Source organism: Bacillus sp. 22-7, assembly GCF_010628845.1.
GTDB lineage: Bacteria > Bacillota > Bacilli > Bacillales > Cytobacillaceae > Cytobacillus > Cytobacillus firmus_B.
Genome location: NZ_NJQY01000013.1, coordinates 88,859 through 115,031, shown reverse-complemented (window position 1 = coordinate 115,031; position 26,173 = coordinate 88,859). Strand labels below are relative to the sequence as shown.

Annotated in this window: 24 protein-coding genes and 3 riboswitches; of the genes, 2 read left to right on the top strand and 22 right to left on the bottom strand. The window is 41.8% G+C overall.

Features of this window, described 5'->3' with window-relative positions:
* Positions 1-113 precede the first annotated feature (113 nt).
* Positions 114-1,106, top strand: a complete 993-nt coding sequence (locus tag CE058_RS11170; protein WP_163142586.1) for a M23 family metallopeptidase — start codon at positions 114-116, stop codon at positions 1,104-1,106.
* 38 nt (positions 1,107-1,144) lie between these two features.
* Here the strand turns inward: CE058_RS11170 and CE058_RS11165 are convergent, their stop codons facing one another.
* Positions 1,145-1,252 (bottom strand): methionine/alanine import family NSS transporter small subunit, encoded by a 108-nt coding sequence (locus CE058_RS11165; protein WP_156185225.1) that lies wholly within the window; start codon positions 1,250-1,252, stop codon positions 1,145-1,147.
* On the bottom strand, positions 1,252-2,769 hold the full coding sequence (locus CE058_RS11160; protein ID WP_048011991.1) for a sodium-dependent transporter: 1,518 nt from the start codon (positions 2,767-2,769) through the stop codon (positions 1,252-1,254). Before CE058_RS11160 ends, CE058_RS11165 begins: the two co-directional genes overlap by 1 nt.
* 470 nt (positions 2,770-3,239) lie before the next feature.
* On the opposite strand from CE058_RS11160, the gene CE058_RS11155 reads away from it, so the two are divergent.
* Positions 3,240-4,106 (top strand): YsnF/AvaK domain-containing protein, encoded by an 867-nt coding sequence (locus CE058_RS11155; protein ID WP_163142583.1) that lies wholly within the window; start codon positions 3,240-3,242, stop codon positions 4,104-4,106.
* A gap of 94 nt (positions 4,107-4,200) precedes the next feature.
* Here CE058_RS11155 and CE058_RS11150 read toward each other — a convergent pair whose 3' ends face one another.
* The 20 genes from CE058_RS11150 to CE058_RS11060 form a co-directional block, all read right to left on the bottom strand.
* Positions 4,201-5,778 (bottom strand): Na+/H+ antiporter NhaC family protein, encoded by a 1,578-nt coding sequence (locus tag CE058_RS11150; protein WP_163142579.1) that lies wholly within the window; start codon positions 5,776-5,778, stop codon positions 4,201-4,203.
* Between the two features lie 313 nt (positions 5,779-6,091).
* Positions 6,092-6,299: riboswitch (Lysine riboswitch) on the bottom strand.
* A 65-nt stretch (positions 6,300-6,364) separates the two neighbouring features.
* Positions 6,365-7,111, bottom strand: a complete 747-nt coding sequence (yunB, locus tag CE058_RS11145) for a sporulation protein YunB (RefSeq protein WP_048011994.1) — start codon at positions 7,109-7,111, stop codon at positions 6,365-6,367.
* Between the two features lie 378 nt (positions 7,112-7,489).
* Positions 7,490-8,584: an HD-GYP domain-containing protein gene (locus tag CE058_RS11140; RefSeq protein WP_163142576.1), complete on the bottom strand. Its 1,095-nt coding sequence runs from the start codon at positions 8,582-8,584 to the stop codon at positions 7,490-7,492.
* 222 nt (positions 8,585-8,806) lie between these two features.
* The gene (locus CE058_RS11135; RefSeq protein WP_035329361.1) at positions 8,807-9,109 is read right to left on the bottom strand and encodes a YunC family protein; all 303 of its coding nucleotides are present in this window, start codon (positions 9,107-9,109) and stop codon (positions 8,807-8,809) included.
* 116 nt (positions 9,110-9,225) lie between these two features.
* The gene (locus CE058_RS11130; protein ID WP_163142573.1) at positions 9,226-10,071 is read right to left on the bottom strand and encodes a DUF72 domain-containing protein; all 846 of its coding nucleotides are present in this window, start codon (positions 10,069-10,071) and stop codon (positions 9,226-9,228) included.
* 368 nt (positions 10,072-10,439) lie between these two features.
* Positions 10,440-11,618 carry a Ger(x)C family spore germination protein gene (locus CE058_RS11125; protein WP_163142570.1) on the bottom strand — a complete coding sequence of 393 codons (1,179 nt, stop codon included), beginning with the start codon at positions 11,616-11,618 and terminating at the stop codon, positions 10,440-10,442.
* Positions 11,605-12,702 carry a GerAB/ArcD/ProY family transporter gene (locus CE058_RS11120; RefSeq protein ID WP_163142567.1) on the bottom strand — a complete coding sequence of 366 codons (1,098 nt, stop codon included), beginning with the start codon at positions 12,700-12,702 and terminating at the stop codon, positions 11,605-11,607. Before CE058_RS11120 ends, CE058_RS11125 begins: the two co-directional genes overlap by 14 nt.
* Before the next feature lie 12 nt (positions 12,703-12,714).
* Positions 12,715-14,280, bottom strand: a complete 1,566-nt coding sequence (locus tag CE058_RS11115) for a spore germination protein (protein WP_048008473.1) — start codon at positions 14,278-14,280, stop codon at positions 12,715-12,717.
* A 432-nt stretch (positions 14,281-14,712) separates the two neighbouring features.
* Entirely contained in the window at positions 14,713-16,110 is a 1,398-nt protein-coding gene (sufB, locus tag CE058_RS11110) for a Fe-S cluster assembly protein SufB (protein WP_048008472.1), read from the bottom strand.
* 106 nt (positions 16,111-16,216) lie between these two features.
* Complete coding sequence (gene sufU, locus CE058_RS11105; protein WP_035329358.1) at positions 16,217-16,666, bottom strand: Fe-S cluster assembly sulfur transfer protein SufU; 450 nt, start codon at positions 16,664-16,666, stop codon at positions 16,217-16,219.
* Complete coding sequence (locus CE058_RS11100) at positions 16,656-17,885, bottom strand: cysteine desulfurase (RefSeq protein ID WP_163142564.1); 1,230 nt, start codon at positions 17,883-17,885, stop codon at positions 16,656-16,658. The genes sufU and CE058_RS11100 overlap by 11 nt, the downstream gene beginning before the upstream one ends.
* Entirely contained in the window at positions 17,885-19,195 is a 1,311-nt protein-coding gene (gene sufD / locus CE058_RS11095) for a Fe-S cluster assembly protein SufD (RefSeq protein ID WP_048008469.1), read from the bottom strand. Before sufD ends, CE058_RS11100 begins: the two co-directional genes overlap by 1 nt.
* A gap of 17 nt (positions 19,196-19,212) precedes the next feature.
* Positions 19,213-19,998, bottom strand: coding sequence for a Fe-S cluster assembly ATPase SufC (gene sufC / locus CE058_RS11090; RefSeq protein ID WP_035329355.1), 786 nt, complete (start codon positions 19,996-19,998; stop codon positions 19,213-19,215).
* 333 nt (positions 19,999-20,331) lie between these two features.
* Entirely contained in the window at positions 20,332-20,484 is a 153-nt protein-coding gene (locus CE058_RS24755; protein ID WP_169799774.1) for a YuzK family famiily protein, read from the bottom strand.
* 294 nt (positions 20,485-20,778) lie between these two features.
* Entirely contained in the window at positions 20,779-21,150 is a 372-nt protein-coding gene (locus CE058_RS11085; RefSeq protein ID WP_048008467.1) for a carboxymuconolactone decarboxylase family protein, read from the bottom strand.
* 125 nt (positions 21,151-21,275) lie between these two features.
* Positions 21,276-22,121: a MetQ/NlpA family ABC transporter substrate-binding protein gene (locus CE058_RS11080; protein WP_163142561.1), complete on the bottom strand. Its 846-nt coding sequence runs from the start codon at positions 22,119-22,121 to the stop codon at positions 21,276-21,278.
* 12 nt (positions 22,122-22,133) lie between these two features.
* Complete coding sequence (locus CE058_RS11075; protein WP_048008465.1) at positions 22,134-22,802, bottom strand: methionine ABC transporter permease; 669 nt, start codon at positions 22,800-22,802, stop codon at positions 22,134-22,136.
* Positions 22,795-23,820 (bottom strand): methionine ABC transporter ATP-binding protein, encoded by a 1,026-nt coding sequence (locus CE058_RS11070; protein WP_163142558.1) that lies wholly within the window; start codon positions 23,818-23,820, stop codon positions 22,795-22,797. The genes CE058_RS11075 and CE058_RS11070 overlap by 8 nt, the downstream gene beginning before the upstream one ends.
* 151 nt (positions 23,821-23,971) lie before the next feature.
* Positions 23,972-24,075, bottom strand: a riboswitch (SAM riboswitch).
* A gap of 140 nt (positions 24,076-24,215) precedes the next feature.
* Entirely contained in the window at positions 24,216-25,532 is a 1,317-nt protein-coding gene (locus tag CE058_RS11065) for an O-acetylhomoserine aminocarboxypropyltransferase/cysteine synthase family protein (protein WP_163142555.1), read from the bottom strand.
* Between the two features lie 86 nt (positions 25,533-25,618).
* Positions 25,619-25,720, bottom strand: a riboswitch (SAM riboswitch).
* Positions 25,721-25,771: 51 nt separating this feature from the next.
* Positions 25,772-26,110, bottom strand: a complete 339-nt coding sequence (locus tag CE058_RS11060) for an SCP2 sterol-binding domain-containing protein (RefSeq protein WP_048008462.1) — start codon at positions 26,108-26,110, stop codon at positions 25,772-25,774.
* Positions 26,111-26,173 lie beyond the last annotated feature (63 nt).

The following is a 26,173-nucleotide window of genomic DNA, read 5'->3' as shown; positions in this document are numbered from 1 at the left end:
ATGAATTGAAGAGGACAAGCCGAAGATTCTGGTATTACCATTAATTGATATTTATTAAATTATCCATTCATCACAAACTATATAAGCAGACCATCACAGAAGGGAGGATTTCCGTGCGTATTATATTTACCGCTGCTGCGGCCTTATCGTTTTTTCTGATTTCCTTATGCACCGTCAGTGCGCAAGAAAATGCAGCTGATATATATAAACAAAGAATGGCCTTATATAAAAGAGTAGAAGCTGTTACGAACATTCCCTGGTATTACCTTGCGGGGATTGACCAATATGAAAGGAATGTCCGGCAGTCAAGAAGAGACATTCCCAAGGCTGAAGGCATAACAGGAATCTATTTTAAACCTGAAGAATGGGCGGGAATTCTGAATCCGGATCCAGCTGATGAAAACCCTGCATCCATTCGATTTTTCAATGGAATAGGATTTGACGGGGACGGGGACGGTAAAGCCAGCTTGAAAAGTGATGAAGATGTTCTTCATTCCTTTGCAAATTTCCTTCTCTCCTATGGTACAGACCATGATAATTTAAAAATTGGATTGTGGAATTATTATAAGCGGGATAAAACTGTTGGCATTATCATCGGCAAAGCCCAAATTTACAAACAATTCGGCCGCCTTGATCTCGATGATCACGCCTTCCCTGTCCCCTTGAGAAGCAATTACAGCTACAGAAATACCTGGGGTGACGCAAGGGGCTGGGGCGGCAGACGGATTCATGAGGGAACCGATATTTTTGCTGATTACGGGGTACCCGTCCGGGCTACCTCCTATGGAATAGTGGAAATGAAGGGCTGGAACAAATATGGAGGATGGAGAATTGGCATCCGTGACATTAATAACAATTACCACTATTTTGCCCACTTAAGCGGGTTTGCCAAGGAGCTCAGAGTCGGACAAATCCTCGAACCCGGCATGATGATAGGCGGAGTAGGAAGCTCCGGATATGGGCCTCCGGGTACATCAGGCAAATTCCCGCCACATCTTCATTATGGCATCTATAAAGACAACGGCTATACTGAATGGTCCTACGATCCATATCCACACTTAAGATTATGGGAAAGACAGGAACGGATTAAAGCCAGAAGAAAATAAATGAAGGACTGCCCATTAGCAAGGCAGTCCTTCATAAATTATTTAGCTTTTTTGGCTTTGGACACAGCATTCATGATACTTGCTGCAAGGCCGCCCCAGATAATGAGCATCCCAACCACCATCATTGTAATTGCACTTATAGACATTATTGAGATACCTCCTTATCAGCTGGTATTGTAAGCTTAGTCTGTGTATCATTCTTTTTAATAGCCATAAACACAAATCCTAAGATAATGGCTCCAATTGCTACTCCCCATCCGGAATAGAGAAGGAAGCTGGTAGGATACCCTTCATAATTCTCTTTAATATTCGTAATAATGTTTTGAACCATCATATAGCCAAGCACGATTGGTGTAATAGCTGTCAAGCATATCTTCCACCAGGAACCAAGTCTTATATCAGAAACAGCATCTGCATGATTTTGAAGATTCTTGAGCTCTTTTAGCACCCAGCCAACAATAACAACCTGTACCAGGCCTGCTAACGCAACACCAAATTGGTTGATAAAGTAATCAGCCGCATCCAGGAAGTATAAACCGCCCTGAGTCGCAAAAAGTATGGAAATTACAGCAGATAAACCGCCGCCAACAAGAACAGCTTTATTACGAGATACATTAAACTTATCCTGTACACCGGCAACAAATGTTTCAACAATTGAGATTAACGACGTTAAGCCGGCCAGTGTTAAACAGATGAAGAAGAAAGAACCGAATAAGCCATTTAAAGCAGGGAATTCGTTAATGATCTGCGGGAATACAACGAATGCCAATCCCACACCTGATGATACTACCTCATTAATGCCTACACCCTGCTGTGCAGCCATAAATCCAAGTGCCGCAAAAACACCGATACCAGCAAGAAGTTCAAAACCGGAGTTTGCAAAGCCGGTAATGAAGGCGCTGTTTGTCAAATCCGTTTTCTTTGGAAGGTAGCTTGAATAGGTTACCATGATGGCAAATCCAATTGATAAGCTAAAGAAAATCTGGCCGTAGGCCGCTACCCAGACTTTAGGATCCGCTATCATTTCCCAGTTTGGCTTAAAGAATGCATCCAAACCAGCAATAGCTCCGTCGAGTGTCAATGCGCGAACAACAATAATTAAGAATAAAACTACAAGGACAGGAATAAAAATTTTGTTCGCGATTTCGATACCTTTTTTGATCCCTTTAAACAGGATTCCAAGCGTCACAACCCAAACAATAACTAATGGTATAAATACTCCTGGTACAATTCCGCCTACATCTCCAGGCGTTTCTGCAAGCTTTAAATATTCTCCAAAGAGGAATCCATTTGGATCGTCACCCCATTTAAGGTTAAACGAGAAGCCTGCAAATGACATTGCCCATGCGATGATAACTGCATAATATGTTGAAATCACAAATGAAATGGCGACCTGCCACCAGCCCAGCCATTCGTATTTTTTACTTAATCTTGCATAAGACAATGGCGCTGATCCGCGATACTTATGGCCAATTGTAAATTCCATGATCAAAAGCGGTATACCTGCTGTCAGCAAGGCAAACAAATATGGAAAAAAGAATGCTCCCCCTCCATTTTCATAAGCAACTGCCGGGAAACGCCAAATGTTTCCTAGACCAATTGCTGAACCCACGGCTGCCATAATAAACCCAGCTCTGGATCCCCACTGCGGACGATTATCCATAGTAAATACTACCCCCTGTAAATTCTCCCAATTAAAAAGAACAATGGGAACTTTTTATATTTTCAGATAATTAAAACTGACTAAGCCTAGTATAGCTAGTTTTTGATATTCTGTCAAAACATTATTTTCCTAATAGTAATATTTTTCGAAATAATTAGTTTTAGTACAATACCACAGTAAAGCGTCAATAAAAATTAATATACTCCTATTTTAATTTCCATTTGGATTCCACCCGGTCAGGAGTTATCCTACCAAAACTGACCACGTTATCCCTGTCCTCACCTCCTTTGTAAAATTTATTCCTAAAACTTAAAAACTTTCGTTTTTTATTCAGATAATTCAAAATTATATTATGTGAATGTTAAAATTAACCTCGTTTGTTCTTCGTGGCCCCGGGAATATAACCAATGTGCTTAAAAATTTTCAAATATAGCATAAGCATAAATGAAATACTGAGGAGGTTTTTACAAATGGATACCAATATTATCGGAGTTTATAATTCACAAAGGGAAGCAGTAAATGCCATTCAAGAACTGCAAAATGACGGATACCCTGTTCAGGAGCTTTCGATCATTGCACAGACTGAACATCTGGATACATCTCTTGAAGATAAAACGGGTGTTCATACAGAAACCTTCGAGACTAAGAATAGAGACAGCAGTGAAAGTGCAGGTTTCTTAAACAGTCTGGCATCCTGGTTTGATGATGACCGCATGAGCAGCAACTCTGCAGGTGAAAAGTTCAGAGAACTGGGCATGTCAGAGAATGAAGCCCGCAAGTATGAAACGTATGTGAACGAAGGGAAAATCATTTTATACAGTGATAGTATGGATACTCCGAAAGGATTTTCCGGTGCAGGGACTGCAGAAGTCAGAGAGGACAGCACTTACACAGGCGGATATGATGAACTAAGAAATTCAACTGCAGATGATGAGCAATCATTAAAACTGCGGGAAGAACAGCTCGATGTGTCGAAAGAACGTGTACAAGCCGGAGAGGTTGAAATCCAGAAGGATGTTGTAGAAGAACAAAAAACAATAAATGTACCTGTCGAGCATGAAGAAGTATATGTAGAAAGAAGAAAAGTGGATGATCCGGATGGCGCCGGCGTCTCACCAATATCGGACGATGAAACAATCAGGATTCCTATTACAGAAGAGCGTGTGGAAGTCTCCAAAAAGCCCGTTGTCACCGAAGAGATTGTCGTAGGCAAACGGGAAGTTGAGGAAACACAGCAGGTCAAGGAAAATCTCAAAAAAGAAGAAGTGCATTTTGAGGGCGGCCGTGAACACATTACAGATGATGAAGACTTAAATAGAAAAAATAATAACCTATAAATAAAAGGGTTCCCTCAGGGGGAACCTTTTTATTTATGTTGGACAACACCAAAAAAAGGCCTTCTCTCAAAGAGAAAGCCTTTTTCTATAGTGTTTAACTTGCCCTATTTTCCTGCCAGGCTTCTTTTTTACCGCGGCCAAGGAAAGCAAATGCCGCTACAAAAACAGCTACTGTAAGTAATGCGATAACAGTGCTGCCAGTAAATCCGATGACCAGATATCCAACAGCAGCGATTCCTGCTGAAATCAAGGCATATGGAAGCTGAGTCATCACATGGTCTATATGGTTACAGCCTGCCCCTGTTGAGGAAAGGATCGTTGTATCGGAAATCGGTGAACAATGGTCACCGAATACTGCACCCGCCAGGACAGCTGACATAGCCGGCAATAGCAGATTCATATCTGTTGCAGCAGCTATGTCTCCAGCAATCGGAAGCAGGATTCCGAAAGATCCCCATGAGGTTCCAGTACTGAAAGCCATAATTCCCGCTATGGCGAAAAGTAAAAACGGAAGCCATGATGTGCTCATATTTGAGCTTTCCACCAGACCGGCTAAATACTTTCCAGTTTCCAAACGGCCGATTAAATCAACAATCGCCCAGGCAAACAGCAGGATATAAACAGCTGGAAGCATGGATTTAATGCCTTCCCATACCCCTTTTCCAAAAACATTTGGATTAACACCTTTCAAGGAGAACGCCTGACGGAAGAATAAACCAAGCGAAACCAATAGACCCACCAGGCCACCAAGGATTAGGGATTTAGAGACATCCGTGTTCTCAAATATTTGTAAAACGGTCGCATTTCCTTCAACCGCCTGTGAACCCGTCCAAAACATTGAGCCCACTGTACCAATAACAAGAGCTATAATCGGCCAGACAAGATCACCAACAGATCCTTTAGAACTTGTTGGAAGGTCGTCCTTCAGTTCACCAGGTGCCGGCTTCTCAGGATCCATTACTAGCCCCTCTTCAACCGCCCGCTTCTCATGCACTTTCATTGGCCCAATCTCTATGCCTCTTATCGCCACGATAAATACAATAGCAAGAGTAGCCCATACATAAAGGTTCATGGGAATCATTTGAATAAATGCCGAGAAAGCTGAATACTCGGTAACATTATGTGCAGCAAGGATTGTTCCGATCAGCGCAATAATATATGCTCCCCAGCTCGAAACCGGTGAAACCACACAAACAGGTGCTGAAGTTGAATCAATCAGGTACGCCAGCTTTGCACGGGATACACGCTGGCGGTCTGTAATCGGACGTGAAATCTGACCGACTGCCAGAGCATTGAAATAGTCGTCAATAAAAATGATAATACCTAAAACAGCTCCGACAATCTGTGCGCCTGCACGGGTCTTGACCCGCTTCATCGCCCATTCTCCAAAAGCGCGGCTTCCGCCTGAGATAGATATAAATGCAGTAATAACTCCTAATACAAGCAAGAATAGAATAATATATACATTCCAGGTGTTCAGCTCTCCGTCTGAAACAAAAATTCCTTTTACAGCATCCCAAATGATGCTGAAAGTTTCTGTGATGCTGAATTCAGCCAGCAATAGCGCGGCTGTAACGATCCCCACTCCCAGTGACAGCAATACGCGCCTGGTCAGGATAACCATAGCGATTGCTACCAAAGGCGGCAGCAGGGAGAAAATCGTGTTAGTCATTTCTTGTCCTCCTCTGAAATTTGAATGGTGTCCAGCTACAGGCGCCATCGGCTCGAGGTCATAAGCCAATCCGTCAAGAAGGTTAAAGAACAACCTTCATGCCGGCTCGTCTTATGCTTGAGGCCCGCAGGAAGCGGGTCATGCAGACGTTGCCACAGGACGTGGCGGTTTTAGTCTGCGTTCCTTTATAAGCGGGCGCCTTCCGCTTTTCGTAGGGGAAACAACAAGGATGATGACGAAAACCAAAATAAAAAAAGAGTAACGATAGAGAAAAATCTATCATTACTCTTTTGAAGTAATTAGTTTCTCCATCACGATCTGTAGCTCCCCATTATGAAGGGCTTTGACAAAGTATATTCATACTTTCCCCTCATAATGACAGTGTTACTCCTATTCGAAGTAACCCCAGCATGATTAGTTTTGACTCACTAATTCTGCTTCGGCAACATTCCCTTTCGGCTGCGGTCGTCGTTGTCATCCTCACACAGCGTACTTTTGAATCCTGCACCTCTACCCCATCGGATATGATAAGGTTTTTATGAAATTATAGTAGAATTTTATCAAAATACTAACCTAATAGCAAGAGTTATTGGCCGGCCGGTATTTCTATTGAAGGCGAGGTGCCCCCTCCGCCATTGTAAAATTGCGGGACCTTTCCCGGGTAAATGCCATAAGCCGCCAGCACATCCTCCTGTACTGTGATAATTTTGGTGGCAAAAGGAATGATAATTTGAACCTGTACGTCCAGGCGGACCAGCACCTTCACTTCCACATTATTTATGCCGTGATCCTTTGTCTCAGTTATGAAATTGGAGGTAACGGAACCGACTGCATTAAACTTCACAGGTATTCGGGGACCCAAGTTACCGAGGAGGGCATTATTGGTTGCCTGGCCAAGCGGCACGTAATAGACAATTCCATTTGAGTGCTGCATTTCCTCCGTATTGATTTCCACGTCTGTAAAGGACTCCAACGCATCCAAATCGCCCTTTTCCGCTTTCTTAATATTATCCTGAACCAGTTCGGTTACTTCCGCTTTGACTCTGTTCAGCTTTTCCACGTTTATGCTGACAACACCGCTCTCGCTTGCTTCAAACATATCTTCCAAGTCCATCACATTGGTAATTTTTTTATTAATCGCATTGTTTATCACCAATGATGCAATTTTCCTTGTCTGTGAATCGGCATAGCTCATGAGTGTTGGCTTAAGCCCTTCATTGATAATCCAGAGGCCGGCAGCTGTTGAGATAACAAAAAATACAAAGGTCAAAAGAAATACATAGCGAAATGGAAGAGGACCTTTCCGGGGCAGCCGGCCGCGAAATTTTGCCAAAACAAATCCCCCCTTTACAAGCTATATGTATGCTGTAAAGGAGGGAACTAGGCTCAAAAATTCAAAATAGTTTATCGCAGTCTAACGGGCAGTAAGACCACACTTCAAGACTCAGCGGAATCAAAGGAGGATAAGTGGGAGGCAAACTGCCCAATCTAGCTGCGGCTCCTAGGGGCTCGCTTGTCACCCCTGGGCAAGTCGCCTCGCTTTATAATGTAAAGGCCCGAAAGAAGGACAAAGACTAAGAACGCCACATCCTCCCAAAAGCTGACGCATTTGGTCGTGCGATGCTCATGCTGACGAAGCCTTCCTTGTCCTGTGGGCCTCAACTACCAATCAGTGGGGGATAAGAAAAGCCCCACTGAAGAAAGTTTCACTTTATTGTTGTACTAAAGTCGTATCACAGCCTGTAATAACAGAATTCAATTCAAGCCCTAAATCCGCTTCATAGGGCTCCACATTCCTGCCCTTTTCTTCAAGTATGCGGATGACAGGCCTGTCGCTGAGACCCGGATTCTGCCGGCAGACAACACCTTTTCTTCCGTCATTCAGCTCGACTGTAACACCAACTGGATACACGGCAACCGCCTGCCGGAAAACTTCAATGACTTTCTTATCAAATAATTTTCCGGCCCCTGCATACAGAACTTCCAGGCCTTCATGCGGGAGCATAGCCTGTCTGTAAATGCGGTTGGATGTTACTGCGTCAAACACATCGGCAATCGCAATTATCTTGCCGAATTCATGAATCTCCTTCCCCTGCAGGCCGCGCGGATAGCCTGAACCATTTAATCTCTCATGATGCTGAAAGGCGCAATGCGCAACGAGGAGAGGGATCGTATCTACCTTTCTTAATATATTAAATCCATCTTCCGGATGCTTCTTTATTGATTCAAATTCGTCCTCTGTCAATTTACCCGGTTTCATAAGAATATCTGCAGGCACCTTCATCTTTCCGACATCATGAAGAATAGCACCCAGCCCCAGGATTTCAAGTTCCTTTGGCAGGAGCTGAAGCTTCATCCCGATTGCCAGTGAATACAGAGTTACATTCAGGGAGTGTGTGAAAATATAGTGATCATATGTATAAACATCTGATAGGATCGTAAGAAGCTCTTTATTTCCCCTTATTTCAATGAGTAGCTGACGTATCAGCCCTGAGAGCCGCTTGGAGGCATTCTCAATTACCAGAGAGCCTGATAACTCTTTATTTGCTTGTACTTCCTTCAGAACGGTTTCAATGGTTTCGATAGCCTGTTTGCGCATTTTGGGAGTCAGAGGGTCCTTATATTGGATATCCTCAGTGCGCAAATCCTTAATATACACATAGGTAATACCCATTTCCTGCAGTTTATGTATTAATTTATCAGCCAGCTCCACACCTTCTTGCAAAAGGACCTGACCCTTGTCATTATATATAGCTTTGGCCAAAACACTGCCAGTCTCAATTGTATTGGTTGCTGCTAATCTCATATATATCTCCCATTATCCTTTTTTCGGTGCTACCTTATATTTCGGGAATTATTTGGTTTTATTTACATTATACGACAAAATTTCCGGCGTGAGAGTAAGTTTATGATATATTTCCGGATAGAAAGATTTATATGTAGATAACCTGTTTTTACGTGCGGATAGAGTAATTTATGTGCAGAGCGCTCATGCATTAAAAAAAGACAGCCCTATTCAGGCATGCCTTTAAATCATTTTTAGAAGTGCTTCTTTTCCAATGGTTCCTTTAACAATACCCAGTTCCTCCGCCTCATAAGTGACAGATTCAAGCGGGGCATTTAACAGCTGATCTATCGTTTTTACACCGACAGCCCTGCCGGCAATTACTTTTCGGTCCTTAAGCTTCTCATTCAGCAAAGCTACATCCAGGGCTCCGCACATGATATACCCTTTATCATTCGTTACCACCAGCAGATTGGTCTTCGGCAGCTGCACTGAAACACTCAAAAAAGTGTGGCCATCTATATCAATCGGCTTCAAATCAATCATACCTGCACCCACTCCTTTCCTTTTCCCTTACACAATATGTGCGGACAAGGAAAAGGGTGAAAGTGACAGGCACCTATACCAGTTGGCTGAAGTGGTGTAGGTGCCTGTCACCCGCTTTAGAATAAATCAAGCTGTCTTGGAGCAAGCTGCTGATATTCGATATCCAGCATTTCGATCATTTGTTTAGCGTTGTCTGCCGCGTCACCGCCAGAGTTGTTGTTGAAAACGACGAATACATTTTTACATTTTTTCTCGAGCAATTTCAGATGTTCTGCCCATTCTGCCAGTTCTTTTTCGTTATAGCGGTAAAGATAGCGGACCTCCCGCCAGTTGTCCGCATTCTTTTTCTGCCAGCCGTGAAAATTGCGTCCATGAAAACGAACGAGCACCTTGTCAGTACTGGTTGTTTCCAGAACTGTCGGAACTGAACCTTCACCGGCTTGCGGCTCGTCACAGATGCTGTGAATCCAGTCTTCCTCTTTCATAAAGCTTAATGTGCTTTCCCTGAACTCCGGACGAAACCATGATTGATGCCTGAACTCCAGGGCACATGGGATATCCCCCATCTGCTCCTTGCACCAGCGGAGGTAATCGACATTGGCTTTTTTGCAGTCAAACCATGGCGGAAATTGAAACAGTACCATAGCCAGTTTGCCGGATTCGATATAAGGCTCCAATGAATCTTTAAACGCTTCAAACATTTCTTCTTTGCTTTCAAAAGGGATTTCACCTCTCTGATGACCTGTCATGCCCTGGTAGGCTTTTACTATGAATTGAAAAGATTCAGGCGTGTCCTTTACCCATTTGGAAGAGTTACGCTTTGGCTGCACCGCATAAAAAGCAGAGTCCACCTCCACAGTAGGGAAATGGCCCGCATATTCTTTTAGCTTATCTCTAGGTGAAACATTGCCCGTATATAGGCTATCATGGTCGCCCCAGCCTGTTACGCCGATGATAATCATTGAAACACCTCCGTTTTTTACTCTACTTTTCTTTTAACGGAAAATTTTGTACTGAAACTCTATATGATTATAATTTATTAAAAGTTTCAATTTCCAAGATTTTTAATCCAGTTTACCATAGGATTTTTTAAACTTCCTTTAAAATAATAAACAATTGATTGCTAAGCATTGATTTTATTGAACTCCAAGCTCTTGCCATATATAAAACAAGACGCTTTCTCCTTAACTCTAAGAAAGCGTCCTATGGCTGTGAAGTATTCTTATTTTGTTACTCCTCTGATTTTACCCTATATTGGGAAGTTGCTACTTATATAAATTAAAGGGGCGAGTATAAGCTAGTTGAAGGTTTTGCTCCTTTTGCACTTTTATTATTTCGATTTATTCATTTTTCTGCCTTGAGTCTGGAATTGTTTAATGTTAACCTTCACGTTAATATTAATTGAAGCTTCAGGAAACCGTTCCTCCCAATTTCCCTTTACTTTTTTCCACACTTTCGGTTGATTGATTCGTAAACTCTCTCCAAATCCAGCGACATCTACTTTTAATTCTTTTTGAGTCTTGGTTAATCCTGCTTCCATTAATCGCATAAATTCTTTTTCAACTGTTTTTTCTGCATCTCGAATAAACTTCTCATTAAAAGCATCACTGTTTGGAATCCAATCTTCAGATAATCGGCCTTCAGTATTAATGTTTACTGTATACGAAATATCCCCTCCATTTACGTGAGGCCTAATTGAACTTTTCAGCTGATCAATTTCATATGTAATGATTTTGCCCGTTTCTTTATCGACTCCTGTTACGGCACCTGCTTTCGCTTCACCTGTAATACAATTAATGCCCAAGGTTTCGTCTTCATTAAGCTCCCCAATCATTTTCTGTGTAATCCCTTTAATAACTGCTGCTCCAATGATTTGAACTCCACCATTAAATTTTTGTACTTTCTGAACCAAAAAACTTGAACTGGCCGACATTTTTTCCGAGAAATCGCCTAAGGATAATTTTGGGGGCATTTTTGCTGTTTTCGTTTTCATATTTTCAGTTATAGACAATAGCTTTAAAGCAGGTACTGGATCCTTTGTTCCTTTTATGCTTAATATTTCGCTTGCTTTTTCCTCTGATATCAATACATGAACTGTCCGTCTTATTTCATGGTCGCGAAAGAAAAAATTCAATAATTGGAGCAAATTAATGGATTGTGCTGCTTCCTTACTAATTACCAATACTTTTAAATGGGCATAATTCGGACTGCGACTTGTAGCCGTGGAAGCTTCACGGCCCGCTTCAAATAAAGAGGATTCCTCAATTGTTAAGTTTTGAAATGGCTCTGCTTGACTGCCGCCGCCTCCATTCTCTCCAGCCAATACTTTAGGTACAACAGATTGAATTGTAAATTCAGGAGTTATGCGTTTTGTTGAATGTTCTTGATAATCCACTCCGACACCAACAGCCAGACCTATATCTTCAATATCAACGCGATCCCAACACCCTCCCATAAAAAGGATCGAGATGCAGCAGCATATCAAGATGCTTTTTTTAATTCTTCGCATTTCGTTTCCTCCTTATGAAGGCAATCATTAAAAAAAGGATGGGGATAAATCCTGTAATTATGATGGCCATGTTGCCAATATAGTCAGCTAATTTAAAAACTCCATTTATATCTTCCGGATACATCGCACATAGATAAATGAATGGTATAAGACCATACACAAAAGGTTTGTACGCTTTCTTAAAAACTTGACTCAAACCTAAACTAGCAAAATAAAAATTCATTATAAAGGATGTAAACGTTGTAATCACCCAAAGAATGATAAAAAAGCTTTCAAATCTTTCTAAAAGGAGGAATTTCATTTCAATTGATTTGACCAGTTCGATCGTCGGCCATGTTAACTGCCTGACCTCATCTACTGTTAATGAGCCAATAACAGCTATTACGATCAGGATATACAAAAATAACGGGATAAATATTCCCACGGCTGCAGCTTTCATAGCTTGTTGTGGACGTTGCATATATGCGATTAAAATAAGAAAACTTTCAATTCCAGCAAGAGATAAAGTTGTTGGCTTAATCCCGTTGACAACTGGCTTAAATCCTTCACCTAAGACAGGGCGAAGATTATTTAGATCAACATTTGTTACACTAAGACCCAGCATAAAAAAAATAAATACCAAAACAACCGGAAAGTAAATTTGAAGCAATTTTACAATAGGATATATGCCGCTGATCACGATATACACGCCTACTGCGATATAAACGATAATCACTGCTTCTATCGGAGTTTTATCCAGCAAATAAGCGCGAAGCACTTCAGCCATTGATCGTGCCTGATATCCACTAACTAATATAAAATACATAATAATAAATAGATTAAAAACAAGACCTGCCCATTTGCCAACCAATATAGGACTAAATTGATAAATCGTCATTCCTTTAAATCGAAGGCATAACTTGGTTATAAAAAAAGCAGCAACAAATGTGATTCCGCCACTAAAAAGCATACTGATCCAAATATCAGGCGTTTGAACTTCCTCTGCACTTACGCGGGGTAATGTTACAATCCCCACACCAATGATTGTCATTACTAAAGCGACTGTAGCCTGTGTAGGTGTAATTTTTTCGTTTGAACCATTCACTATGATCTTCCTTTATCTAATCCGAGTGGAGTCTTTGGGTTTTAACATTTCAGGTCTCTCTTTAAGAACACTATATGGTAATCGAAGTATTGCATCCTTCCAATCTTTAAATTGATACGGAACAAATGGAGAGGTATATTCAACACCAAAACTTTTAAGCTTGACAAGGTGAATCGTAATGGCCATCGCAAACATAATAATTCCAAATAACCCTAATACAGCAGCTGAAAGCATCATTCCAAAGCGTAAGATTCGAATAGCTATTGCCGCCCCATACTGCGGTAAAGAAAAGGAAGAAATTGCCGTAACTGCCACAACAATGACCATCATTGGGCTGACTAAGCCCGCTGTAACAGCCGCCTCCCCAATAACTAGCCCTCCTACAATTCCAACTGTTTGTCCAATTGGTTTAGGAAGCCTTACACCTGCTTCCCGCAGTATTTCAATTGTGATTTCCATCAATAATGCTTCTACAATACTTGGAAATGGCACTCCTTCCCTGCTTCCTGCAATCGAAATTACTAAATCAGTTGGAATTAACCCTGGATGATACGAAATAAGTGCTACGTATAATGAAGGACCAAATAAAGAGACAAACGCTGCTCCAAACCGCATGAAGCGAATGAGGGTACCAACAAACCATCGTTCATAATAATCTTCCGGCCCCTGAAGAATAGAGGTAATCGTGACTGGCAGAAGCAATACAAAAGGCGTTCCATCAACTAAGATGGCTACACGTCCTTCTAATAATCCACTTGCTACTTTATCCGGCCTTTCAGTTGTTATGAGTTGTGGAAACGGTGATAAAAAATCATCTTCAATGAACTGCTCAATAATCCCCGATTCAAGTATTTGGTCAATATCAATTTTTTCTAATCGTTTTTTGGCTTCTTGGATGATGCTGTCATTTGTAATATCTTTTATATATGCCATGATAACCGGTGTTTGACTTCTGAGCCCTATTGTATATTTGTCTAAAACTAAATGGGGATCTCTAATTCGCTTTCGAATTAAAGACATATTCACAAAAATATTTTCGACAAATCCTTCTCTTGCCCCCCTTACAGTAGCTTCTGTAATTGGTTCTTCAATTTGTCTTGATGGCCATTTTTTTGTTCCAAGTATAAGGGATGTATCGACGTTATCAATTAGTAATGCCGTATCTCCATTCAAAACCCCTATCACGCAGTCTTCTATCTTGTTGTTTTCTTCGACATCGGTTAGCGTTACAACATGGTCTTTAATGATTTCTTTGATGTGCGAGCCGGTGGCCTGGTCTTGTTTTACATAGCATTCTCGCATTTGAAGTTCTAACATGATTGACTTTAATATTTGTTCATGAATTTGCTCTTTATCGGCAAGCCCTTTAATAAAAACGACAGCTGCTTTAACGTTATATAAGTCAATATTAAATCTGCGAATCGCGATATCAGGGTTATTTCCTAAAATATTTTGTATTTGCTCGAGGTTAGAATCCAAACTAGATGAAAAGAATACATCTGTCCCATGTATCTTTACTTGTTGATGAGCATTTTTCGTTTGTTTTTTCTTTTTTTGCAGCCAAGCCCATTGATTCATCTCCCTCACCTGCTTACATAAAATATTTTTTCGAGACTGGTAAGTTTTAAGTTACACTTTAGGTGTGGAAATTTTGATTAAGAGGATGCTAAATCTTTAACTGGATTTTATTGATCGTAACCATTTTGAAACTTTGGAAATAGAATAGGGAATTAAAAAAGCTAAACATGCACCAAATAAGTGTTCCCATTTTGGAAGGAAAGATATGATATTCTCCATAAACTCATCACCTGCTATTTATTTTCACCTAACACTTTATTTATCATTCATTTTATAAAAGATGGAAATCCTAAATGAAGAAATAAAGAAATCGGCAGGACTTGGAGTGGAAAAATACAGGTTGACTAACTGCCCTCCTTCAAAGGTGGAGTCTCTTAAACAAAAAAAAGATTGAACGGCATAGCCGTTCAATCATTTTTTTTAAAATTATTATTAACCAATAGAACCTTCCATTTCAAACTTGATCAGGCGGTTCATTTCTACTGCGTATTCCATTGGAAGTTCTTTCGTAAATGGCTCGATGAAGCCCATTACGATCATTTCTGTTGCTTCTTCCTCTGAAACTCCGCGGCTCATAAGGTAGAATAGCTGTTCTTCAGATACTTTTGAAACCTTCGCCTCATGCTCAAGAGAAATGTTGTCGTTCAGGATTTCATTGTATGGAATCGTATCTGAAGTTGACTGGTTATCCATAATCAACGTATCACACTCGATATTGGCGCGTGCACCTTCAGCTTTGCGGCCGAAGTGAACGATTCCGCGGTATGTTACTTTACCGCCCTGCTTGGATATCGATTTCGATACGATCGTTGAAGACGTGTTTGGTGCAAGGTGGATCATTTTCGCACCTGCATCCTGATGCTGCCCTTTGCCTGCTAATGCAATGGAAAGGGTCATGCCGCGTGCGCCTTCTCCTTTAAGAATAACTGCCGGATATTTCATTGTCAGTTTTGAACCGATGTTTCCGTCAATCCATTCCATTGTTGCGTTTGATTCACAAACCGCACGCTTCGTAACCAGGTTGTATACATTGTTTGCCCAGTTTTGGATGGTTGTATAACGGCAGTATGCGTCTTTTTTGATGATGATTTCAACAACCGCACTATGAAGAGAGTTGGTTGTGTACACAGGTGCTGTACAGCCTTCTACATAGTGTACATGTGCGCCTTCATCAACAATAATTAAGGTACGCTCAAATTGCCCCATGTTTTCAGAGTTAATGCGGAAATAAGCCTGCAATGGCGTATCAACCTTAACTCCTTTAGGAACATAGATGAACGATCCGCCAGACCAAACGGCTGAATTTAATGCAGCAAATTTGTTATCTGTTGGAGGGATAACCTTTGCCCAGTGCTCACGGAAGATATCTTCATTTTCACGAAGAGCGGAATCTGTATCCTTAAATACGATTCCTTTTGCTTCAAGGTCTTCCTGCATGTTATGGTAAACAACCTCTGATTCATACTGTGCAGAAACACCAGCAAGATACTTCTGCTCCGCTTCCGGAATACCCAATTTATCAAACGTTTGTTTGATTTCTTCAGGAACCTCATCCCAAGAGCGTTCAGTTTTTTCAGAAGGCTTTACATAATACGTAATTTCATCAAAGTTTAATGACGCTAAATCTCCGCCCCATTGCGGCATAGGCATGTTGTAGAAATGGTCCAATGATTTTAAACGGAAGTCAAGCATCCATTGTGGCTCTTCCTTCAATTTTGAAATCTCTTCAACAATTTCTTTTGTCAAACCGCGTTTTGATCGGAAAATGGAAACGTCTTTATCGGCAAAACCATACTTGTAATCGCCGATCTCAGGCATCTTTTTTGCCATCGTCGTATTCCTCCATTCATATAGGAAAGGGTTCACACCCTATCAATTCATAGTTTTTTAGCACACAAGGCAGACGAAAAAGTTTTTAATCAAACGTTTGATTGATTTATTCCTGTTCTTCTTTCTCCGTGCCAACGCCTTTTTCCATTGCTTTCCATGCCAAAGTGGCGCATTTGATTCGGGCAGGAAATTGGGAAACTCCCTGAAGAGCTTCGATATCGCCAAGATCCAGATCATCTTCATCATATTCTTTTCCCAGCATCATGTCCGAGAAAACTTTGGAAAGCTTTAAGGCTTCTTCAATATTTTTACCCTTGATGGCTTGGGTCATCATGGAAGCTGAGGACATGGAGATGGAACATCCTTCGCCTTCAAATTTCGCATCAGCCACTTTGCCGTCCTCAAGCTTCAGCGTCAATTGAATCCGGTCCCCGCAAGTAGGGTTATTCATATTGATCGTCAGGCTGTCATCTTCAAGTACCCCTTTGTTACGAGGGTTTTTATAATGATCCATTATAACCTGGCGGTAAAGGGTATCTAAATTTTTAGAAGACATCGCTGAAATACTCCTTTGTTTTGACAAGCCCTGAAACAAGCTTATCAATATCTTCTTCCGTATTGTACAGATAGAAGCTTGCACGTGCAGTTGCCGACACCTTGAGCCACTTCATCAGCGGCTGTGCACAATGGTGGCCGGCGCGGACTGCAATTCCTTCTGCATCCAATACAGTTGCCACATCATGTGGATGAACATCGTCTATATTAAACGTAACCAGGCCGGCCCTTTTTGAGGCTTCTTTTGGCCCATAAATGGTCATTCCGTCTATAGCAGACATTTTTTCCATAGCATAAGCGGCCAGCTTGTGCTCGTACGCCTCAATTTCGTCCAGGCCAATCTGTTCAAGGAAATCAATTGAAGCACCTAATCCAATGGCACCTGCAATAATTGGCGTGCCTCCTTCGAATTTCCACGGAAGCTCCTTCCATGTTGATTCATAGAGGCCGACAAAGTCGATCATTTCACCGCCAAATTCAACCGGCTCCATTTTTTCCAGGTGCTTTTTCTTTCCGTAAAGAACACCAATGCCAGTAGGGCCGCACATCTTATGACCGGAAAAAGCAAGAAAATCACAATCCAGATCCTGAACATCAATTTTCATATGCGGAGCACTTTGCGCACCATCCACAATCATAATTGCGCCGTTCTCATGGGCAATTTTTGCAATTTCCTTAATTGGGTTCATAACACCAAGCACATTCGACACCTGCATAATGGATACGATTTTCGTATCAGCTGTTACGGTTGTCCTGACATCCTCTAGGGAGATGGTACCATCTTCCTGCAAGGGAAGGTACTTTAATGTGGCACCCGTCTGCTTAGCTACCTGCTGCCACGGAATGATATTGCTGTGGTGCTCCATATAGGAGATCACAATTTCATCGCCTTCAGACAGGTTAGCACGTCCGTAGCTTGCTGCAACTGTATTGATGGAAGTTGTTGTTCCTCTTGTAAAAATAACTTCCTCAGTCGATTTGGCATTAATGAATTTACGCACCTTTTCCCTGGCACCTTCATAGCCATCCGTTGCTCTCGTGCCTAGCGTATGGACGCCTCTATGAACATTCGAATTATATTCCCGGTAGTATTTATCAATCGCCTCAATTACCGGAACAGGCTTTTGGGAAGTAGCGGCACTGTCCAGATAAACAAGAGGCTTTCCATTGACTTCCTGATCCAGGATGGGAAACATTTGCCGAATCTCACGGGCATTCATTATTTTACTTTCCTTTCAATGACGGCAGTCAACTGCTTCTTAACGCCTTCGATCGGAAGAGCATTAACAACAGGCGCCAAGAAGCCGTGAATAACAAGACGTTCAGCCTCTTTTTGGGAGATACCGCGGCTCATTAGATAATAAAGCTGCAATGGATCCACACGGCCAACTGAAGCTGCGTGTCCTGCTGTTACATCATCTTCATCGATTAATAAAATCGGGTTGGCATCCCCACGCGCTTTTTCGCTTAGCATCAATACGCGTGACTCCTGCTCGGCATTTGACTTGGAAGCCCCATGCTCGATTTTACCGATTCCATTAAAGATGGATGAAGCAGAGTCTTTCATAACCCCATGCTTTAAAATGTAGCCTTCGGAATTCTTTCCGAAATGAACTACTTTCGTTGTAAAGTTTTGAGTCTGTTCTCCGCGTCCTACAACAACTGTTTTAGTATCCCCGAAAGAACCGTCTCCAACAAGGTTAGTTGTATTCTCTGAAACTGTATTGCCATCGTTCATAAGTCCAAGAGCCCATTCAATGCGGGCATCACGGCCTGCAACCCCGCGGCGGTTCACATAAGCTGTTGTTCCCTTAGCAAGTGTGTCAACTGCACCATACTGTACTCGTGCATTTGCATTGGCAATGACCTCTGTAACAATATTGAAGATGCCGTTCGCTTCCTCAACTACAGAAACATAGTTTTCCACGTAAGTAACTGAGCTGTTATCATCAGCTACAACCAATACATGGTTGAATAGGTTTGCCTCTTTATCATCATGGATATATACTGCCTGAATTGGCGCTGAAATTTCCACATTTTTCGGAACGTACAAGAACGCTCCGCCGTTTAAAAGAGCCGCGTGCAGAGAAGTTAAACGGTGTTCGTCCGTTTTGACGCCATCCTTCATAAAATATTTCTGAAGAAGCTCGCTGTGTTCTCTTGCCGCTGTAAAGATGTCTGTGAAAATAACACCTTTTTCCTGAAGTTCTTTAGATACAGACAAATGAGTTGGTCTATTATTGCGCTGAATATATAAATTCTGATCGCCAGCTTCTGTATCAATCAGGTTTCTTACATCCTCAGGAAGGTCGTTTAGAGACGCAAAGTCTTCGCTTCCGACAATGTGCTTTTCGAACTGTGTGAAGTTCCATTTAGCTATTTTGGTTTTATCAGGCTTTGGCATTGGCAGGCTTTCCGCGTCTGCAAGCGCATTTAGACGGAGTTCTGTCAGCCATGCCGGCTCGCCCATATCTTTTGAAAAGGAACTAACATATTCCTTATCAAATGGTAGTTTTATTTCCGTTGTCATAGTGATCCCCCTAACGCTTACGCTTCTTGCCCAACTGTTTCGTCTTCAATGCCCAATTCTTTCTTAATCCAGTCATATCCTTCAGCTTCTAAGCGCTGTGCAAGCTCCGGTCCGCCTGATTTTACAACGCGGCCCTGCATCATCACGTGAACATGGTCAGGTGTGATGTAGTTAAGAAGGCGCTGGTAGTGTGTGATAATTAAGCATCCAAACTCTTCTCCGCGCATTTCATTGATTCCTTTTGAAACAACTTTCAATGCATCGATATCCAAACCGGAATCGATTTCATCCAGGATAGCCATTTTAGGTTCAAGCATCATTAATTGAAGAATTTCATTGCGCTTCTTTTCTCCGCCTGAGAAACCTTCATTAAGATAACGCTGAGCCATGTCAAGATCCATTTCAAGGAATTCCATCTTGCTGTCCATTTTGCGGATGAATTTCATAAGAGAAATTTCATTTCCTTCTTCAAGGCGGCTGTTAATTGCAGAACGTAAAAAATCGGCATTTGTTACGCCGCTGATTTCACTTGGATATTGCATTGCAAGGAACAGGCCGGCACGTGCGCGCTCGTCAACTTCCATTTCAAGAACATCTTTACCATCTAAAGTGATGCTTCCCTGTGTTACTTCATATTTTGGATGGCCCATGATAGCAGAAGATAAAGTAGATTTACCTGTACCGTTCGGCCCCATAATTGCGTGAATTTCTCCGCCTTTAATCTCAAGGTTTACACCCTTTAGTATTTCTTTTCCCTCAATAGCAACATGAAGGTCTTTAATTGTAAGTACTGATCCTGCCATAATATATACCTCCGTCAATAAAAGAAGATTTGTAAATCGGTTTCATCCGCAAATCTCTATTCTCATTTTATTCTCATTACAATCTTATAACAAATCAAATATCATAGCAACTCTTTGAGACCATTAACAAACTTTTCAAACGAAAAAGTTTAGAAAGCCTGTAAATATAAATTTTATCATATAAAATCTTTGTCATCAAAGAGTGAAATTACCGGAAACCATCATGTCCTGTCTATTTTTTCCCGGTACTGTAATTTCATGTATTGCAAAAAGAAAACCAGTGCATCATCGGCACTGGTTACTATTTACTTCATTATTATATATACCTTTAACTTAGGAATGAATTTTTCTTTCAAGATCTGCAACTAAGCGCTGGCTTTGAAGATAATCTTCTTCACGTCTTTTTTCAACTTCCATTCGAATATCATGTTTCCGGCTGTACACTTCATATCCAACTCCATGGGCAGCTTGCATAGCTTTTTCCATTTCACTCGTGTAGTTCAGCTGTAACTGACTGATAATGAATCAATCCTTTCGGTTTTTATGCTTTTCAGCATTTGGTTTTACATCTAAAATCTTAACACTCACACTATACCCCGCACAAAGCGGAAAAAACCTGATTTTTTTAGCAAAATAAGGAATGAGAACTGGTGAAACGCTTTCATACTTCCTATCCTTAGAATACTGGCCGAATGCTCTGGATTAATGGTTGTTTTTATAAATTTTCTGAAAAATTACCATTGCAGAAGAAAACTCCTGCTGCCAAGCAGGAGAAGATTTTCAGTGATTTTGCTGATTCAATTCGGTCATGGCCTCCTGGACGAGCGTAACCGCCTGGCTCATGGCCGCTCCGCCACCAAAAGCTGCTGTTACTCCTACTGCCTCAAGAATCTCTTCTTCGGACGCCCCTTGATCAATGCAGCCTTTCGTGTGGTAAATAATGCAGTATTCATCCTGAGAATATAAACTGATGCCGAGCGCGATCAGCTGCTTCTCTTTTTGAGATAAAACCCCTTCTTTAAAGCAGGCTTCTGTAAAAGCATTATAATGCTTTGCCAAATCAGGCATTTTTTCAGTGAAAACTCCTAATCCGACTTTATAATCATGCAGGGCTTCTTCTATTGAGTTTGAAGGTTCATGATAATGTTCCATCGATCTCCACTCCATTTCAAATAGTATCAAGGTTAGTATGTTTGATTGCATTTCAATCTATACGGGAAGTGGGACTGCTGATCCACAAAAAAAAGCAGGCGCTGTGAACGCCTGCATTTCTGCCTTTACTCAGATACCGGCACAACGGCACCTTCATATTTTTCAAGAATGAAATCCTGGATTTCCTTTGAACGAAGCACTTCTACAAGAGCTTTAATTCCTTCTTTTTCTTCATCACCTGTGCGGACTGCTATCACATTTACATATGGTGATTCTTTGTCCTCGATGGCAATTGAATCTTTAAGAGGATTTAACCCTGCATCGATTGCATAGTTTGAGTTAATCAGGACTGCGTCTCCTTCTCCATTATTGTAGATCTGAGGAAGAAGTGATGCTTCATATTCAGTATCAAACTTTAATTTTTTCGGATTTTCTTTTATATCTTCCAGTGTTGCTTCCGTTTTTTCCACATCTGCATTTAAAGTGATAAGTCCCTCAGCTTCAAGCATGGAAAGGATGCGGCCATGGTCAGCGACAGAGTTGCTCATGATGATTGTTGCACCCTCAGGAAGCTCCTCAAGGTTCTTATACTTTTGGGAATACACACCGATTGGTTCAATATGAATTCCGCCTGCATTCGTAAAATCATATCCATGCTCAGCCTTTTGTGACTCAAGATAAGGAATGTGCTGGAAGTAGTTTGCATCAAGCTCTTTAGATTCAAGAGCCTGATTTGGCAATACATAATCCTGGAATTTCACAACATCAAGTTCAAAGCCTTTTTCTTCAAGTAATGGCTTTGCTTCGTCAAGAATTTCAGCATGAGGGACATTGGAAGCCCCCACTGTAATCTTTTTGCTTTCTTTACTATCTCCGCCTTCACCGGCATTGCCGCCCTCTTCTGAAGTGCCGCAAGCTGCAAGTACAAGTGCAACTGCCAGTGCAAGAACAAGTGATAACCATTTTTTCATGTCAATCTCTCCTTATCGTTTGTCTAATTTTGTTGTAATGATATCTCCAATAAACTGGATGATAAATACGATGATTAGAATAATGACGGTCGCCATAAGCGTTACATCACTTCGGCTCCGCTGGAATCCTTCCAGATAAGCCAGATTTCCTAGACCCCCGGCGCCGATTACACCAGCCATGGCTGTGTAGCCAACCAGCGCGATAGCTGTCACGGTTATTCCCGAAACAAGGGCGGGCATTGATTCCGGAAGCAGAACCTTCCAGATGATCGTGCTTGTTTTTGCGCCCATTGACTTGGCCGCTTCAATTACCCCTTTGTCAATTTCCCTCAAGCCGATTTCCACCATTCGGGCATAAAACGGGGCAGCACCAATAATTAATGCAGGCAATGCTGCATCCTCCCCAATCATTGTCCCAAGCAAAAACTTCGTAAATGGAATCAGTAATACAATAAGGATAATAAATGGAATCGAACGGAAAATATTGACGAACGCAGAGATAATTTTATTGATTGCTGCATTTTCCCAGATATTCCCCTTTGAGGTCAAAAAGAGCAGCAGCCCCAAAATCGCTCCTAAAATAAACGTTGCAATAACAGAAATAGCTGTCATATAGAGAGTTTCCACAGTAGCTTCCCACATGGAGTCCCATTTCACATTTGGAAACCATTCATTAAGCATTGGAAATCACCTCCACGCCCACCTGCTGAGAATGGATAAATTCAATCGCTTTTGCAACTTCCTCTGCTTCTCCATCAACATGGATGAATAGGGTACCGTAGGAACCATTCTGCGTCTGGGAGATCTTCCCCTGCAGAATGTTAACAGTTACCTGGAAGTGACGGATCAGGTTTGTAATCAATGGCTGTTCAGCTGCTTCGCCGACAAATCCTAATTGGACTACTTTTCCTTTTGGATACAAATCGACCAGATGATCAATTGTTTCCTTCGTTTCTTCAGGCTCTGTCACCTGCTGGACAAAACGCTTTGTAATCACAGCTTTCGGATTCTTAAAGACATCCAACACAGGGCCGATTTCCACAATCCGGCCGCCTTCCATAACAGCAACCCGATGGCAAATTTTACGGATTACGTGCATTTCATGTGTAATGAGGACAATGGTTAAGCCCAGCCGCTCATTGATGTCAACAAGCAGCTCCAAAATGGAGTCTGTTGTCTGCGGATCAAGGGCAGATGTTGCCTCATCACAAAGCAGCACTTTTGGATTATTGGCAAGGGCTCTGGCAATCCCAACTCTTTGCTTTTGACCCCCGCTAAGCTGCGAAGGATAGGCATCTTCTCTTCCTTCGAGACCGACGAGTTTAATGAGCTCATCTACTCTTTTGAGCCTTTCCTGCCGGGAAGCCCCTGCGATTTCAAGCGGAAATGCAATATTCTCTCTTACTGTCCTCGACCATAACAGGTTAAAGTGCTGGAAAATCATGCTTATTTCCTGCCGCGCTTTTCTTAGCTTGCTTCCCTTTATCTTTGAAACCTCATTGCCTGCTACTGTTACACTGCCATGGGTAGGAAGCTCCAGCCCATTCAGCATGCGGATTAAGGTACTTTTACCTGCACCGCTGTATCCGATAACACCGAAAATTTCTCCTTCTTTTACCTCCAGGTTTACATCGTCAACTGCTTTTACCTGACCGTTTTTTGAAGAGAATATCTTCTGTACATCTTTTATGGAAATCAACGTGATAGTCACCTCTTTTATCGAAAGATACAGATAATAATTAATAGACTGCTTTTATTCCCTATTTTTCACTCTATATAGGCTTTCATGCGCAAAAGCAAAAATGCCTTTCTGCACATGAGCAGAAAGGCATAAAAAAATTTAGTCCTTTCTCTCATCTATCAAAGCTATGCTTTGAGTGAATTGGCACCATTTCAACTAATTGACGGTTGCCGGGCTTCATAGGGCACTTCCCTCCACCTCTCTTGATAAGAGCGTAACGTTCTATATTAAATTAATACTTTAAATGAATTAAGCAGTTTTTTAATTACGTTTGCTATCGTATCATAGCCATTAAAAAGGTGTCAACGATGAAATTTCAAACTTTCGGAAAAAAGTGAATGGTAAATTTTCCTTTACGCTTTTGCAGCTAGCGATGTGAGACCTGCAGCTGCTTCTATCGCCTGTTCCAGGTCTTCAATTAAATCTTCTGCATTTTCGATGCCGATCGAAATCCGAATCAGGTCCTCCGGCACTCCTGCAGCTTTTAAACCTTCCTCATCCAGCTGCTGATGAGTAGTGCTTGCAGGGTGGATAATCAGGCTCTTTGCGTCCCCGACATTTGCCACATGTGCCCATAGCTGCAAACTATTGATCAGCTTGGCTCCAGCCTCTCGTCCGCCCGCAATTCCAAATACAGCCACTGCCCCGGCTCCTTTTGGCAAATATTTATCTGCCAAGTCTTTATCCGGGTGGTTTTCATGACCTGGATAGAGCACCCAATTAACGGCTGGGTGCGCCTCTAAATATTCCACTACCTTTTTGGTATTGGCAACATGTTCCTTCATTCTCACATGCAGAGTCTCAAGACCCAGTGTGAACTGGAATGCACTTTGCGCACTCATTGCAGGTCCTAAGTCTCTTAACAGCTGTACCCGTGCTTTGATAATATAAGCAGCTTCGCCAATTGCTTCGCTATAGACAATATCATGGTAGCTCGGATCAGGCTCTGTAAAGCCCGGAAATTTAGGAGAATTCCAGTCAAATTTTCCGCCGTCTACAATAACTCCCCCCATTGTGGTCCCATTGCCGAGCAGCCATTTTGTCGCAGAGTGTATGACAATGTCAGCGCCATGTTCAATAGGCCTGCAAAGATAAGGGGTAGCAAAAGTGTTATCAACAATCAGCGGCACACCGTTTTCGTGGGCAATTGCGGCAACCTTTTCAATATCCAGGATTTTCAGGCTGGGGTTTCCAATCGTTTCGGCGAAGACAGCCTTTGTTTTATCTGTAATGGTGCTCCGGAAATTTTCCGGATCCTTTGGATCCACCAGTTTTACCTTTATTCCATACTTGGGAAGTGTAACTGCAAATAAATTATAAGTGCCCCCATATAAATTGGATGCGGCAACAATTTCATCACCAGCTTCGGCGATATTTAAAATGGCAAGTGTAATAGCAGACTGGCCGCTGGCAAGAGCCAGCGCACCCACTCCTCCTTCAAGCATGGCCACTCTTTCCTCAAACACACTGACAGTTGGATTATGTATCCTGCTATAAATATATCCCGGTTCTTTCAGGGCAAAGAGATCTGCAGCGTGATCTGTATTTTTGAACTGATAAGCATTATTCTGATAAATTGGGACCGCCCTCGCTCCAGTTACAGGGTCAGGCTTCAGCCCCCCATGTACTCCAATTGTTTCAAAGCGGTAATTTTTCTGTTTGTCCGTCATCGCTATCTCTCCTCTATAAAAATGTTTGTATTTCATTTCTTAAAAGCAGAAAAACCCTCTTCATAAGAAGAGGGCTGTATCGACTCTTCTTATCTTTCAGAGCATTCTGCTCTGCTGGATTTAGCACCGTGTACTTTACCGGTTGCCGGGCTTCGCTGGGCCAGTCCCTCCGCCTCTCTTGATAAGAATATTCAGTTAATTAATATTAAAACGATATTATCATACTATTAAAAATACGGTCAAGTATTGTGCAGTGAAATTTTCCCTAAACAGAAAAAAGACTCGAGCAGCAACTTTTTTCTGTAAGTGGTTTCAAGCATGATTTCGTTTTGGGAAATGGCATCCCTTAGCTTTACTTTTCCTGTAATCAGTGACAATACAGCTTCTTCCGATCCCGAGATTTCCACATCAAAATGGCTGGTGCGGCTTGCCTTCTGTATTTCCCCATTCGAAATTTTCAAAGGAATGCATGTGTTTCCCGCCTTAATAAGCAGAGAAAAGTTTGAACTTCTTAAGAAAAATCCAAGATGCCCTTTAGCCTTTAATTCCCGGATAAATACATCAGGTAAACTCCTCACAGCCTCACCTCTTTTAATGGGGTCAATTGACTTTAATATTCAGTAATAAAGTGCTTTAATCCT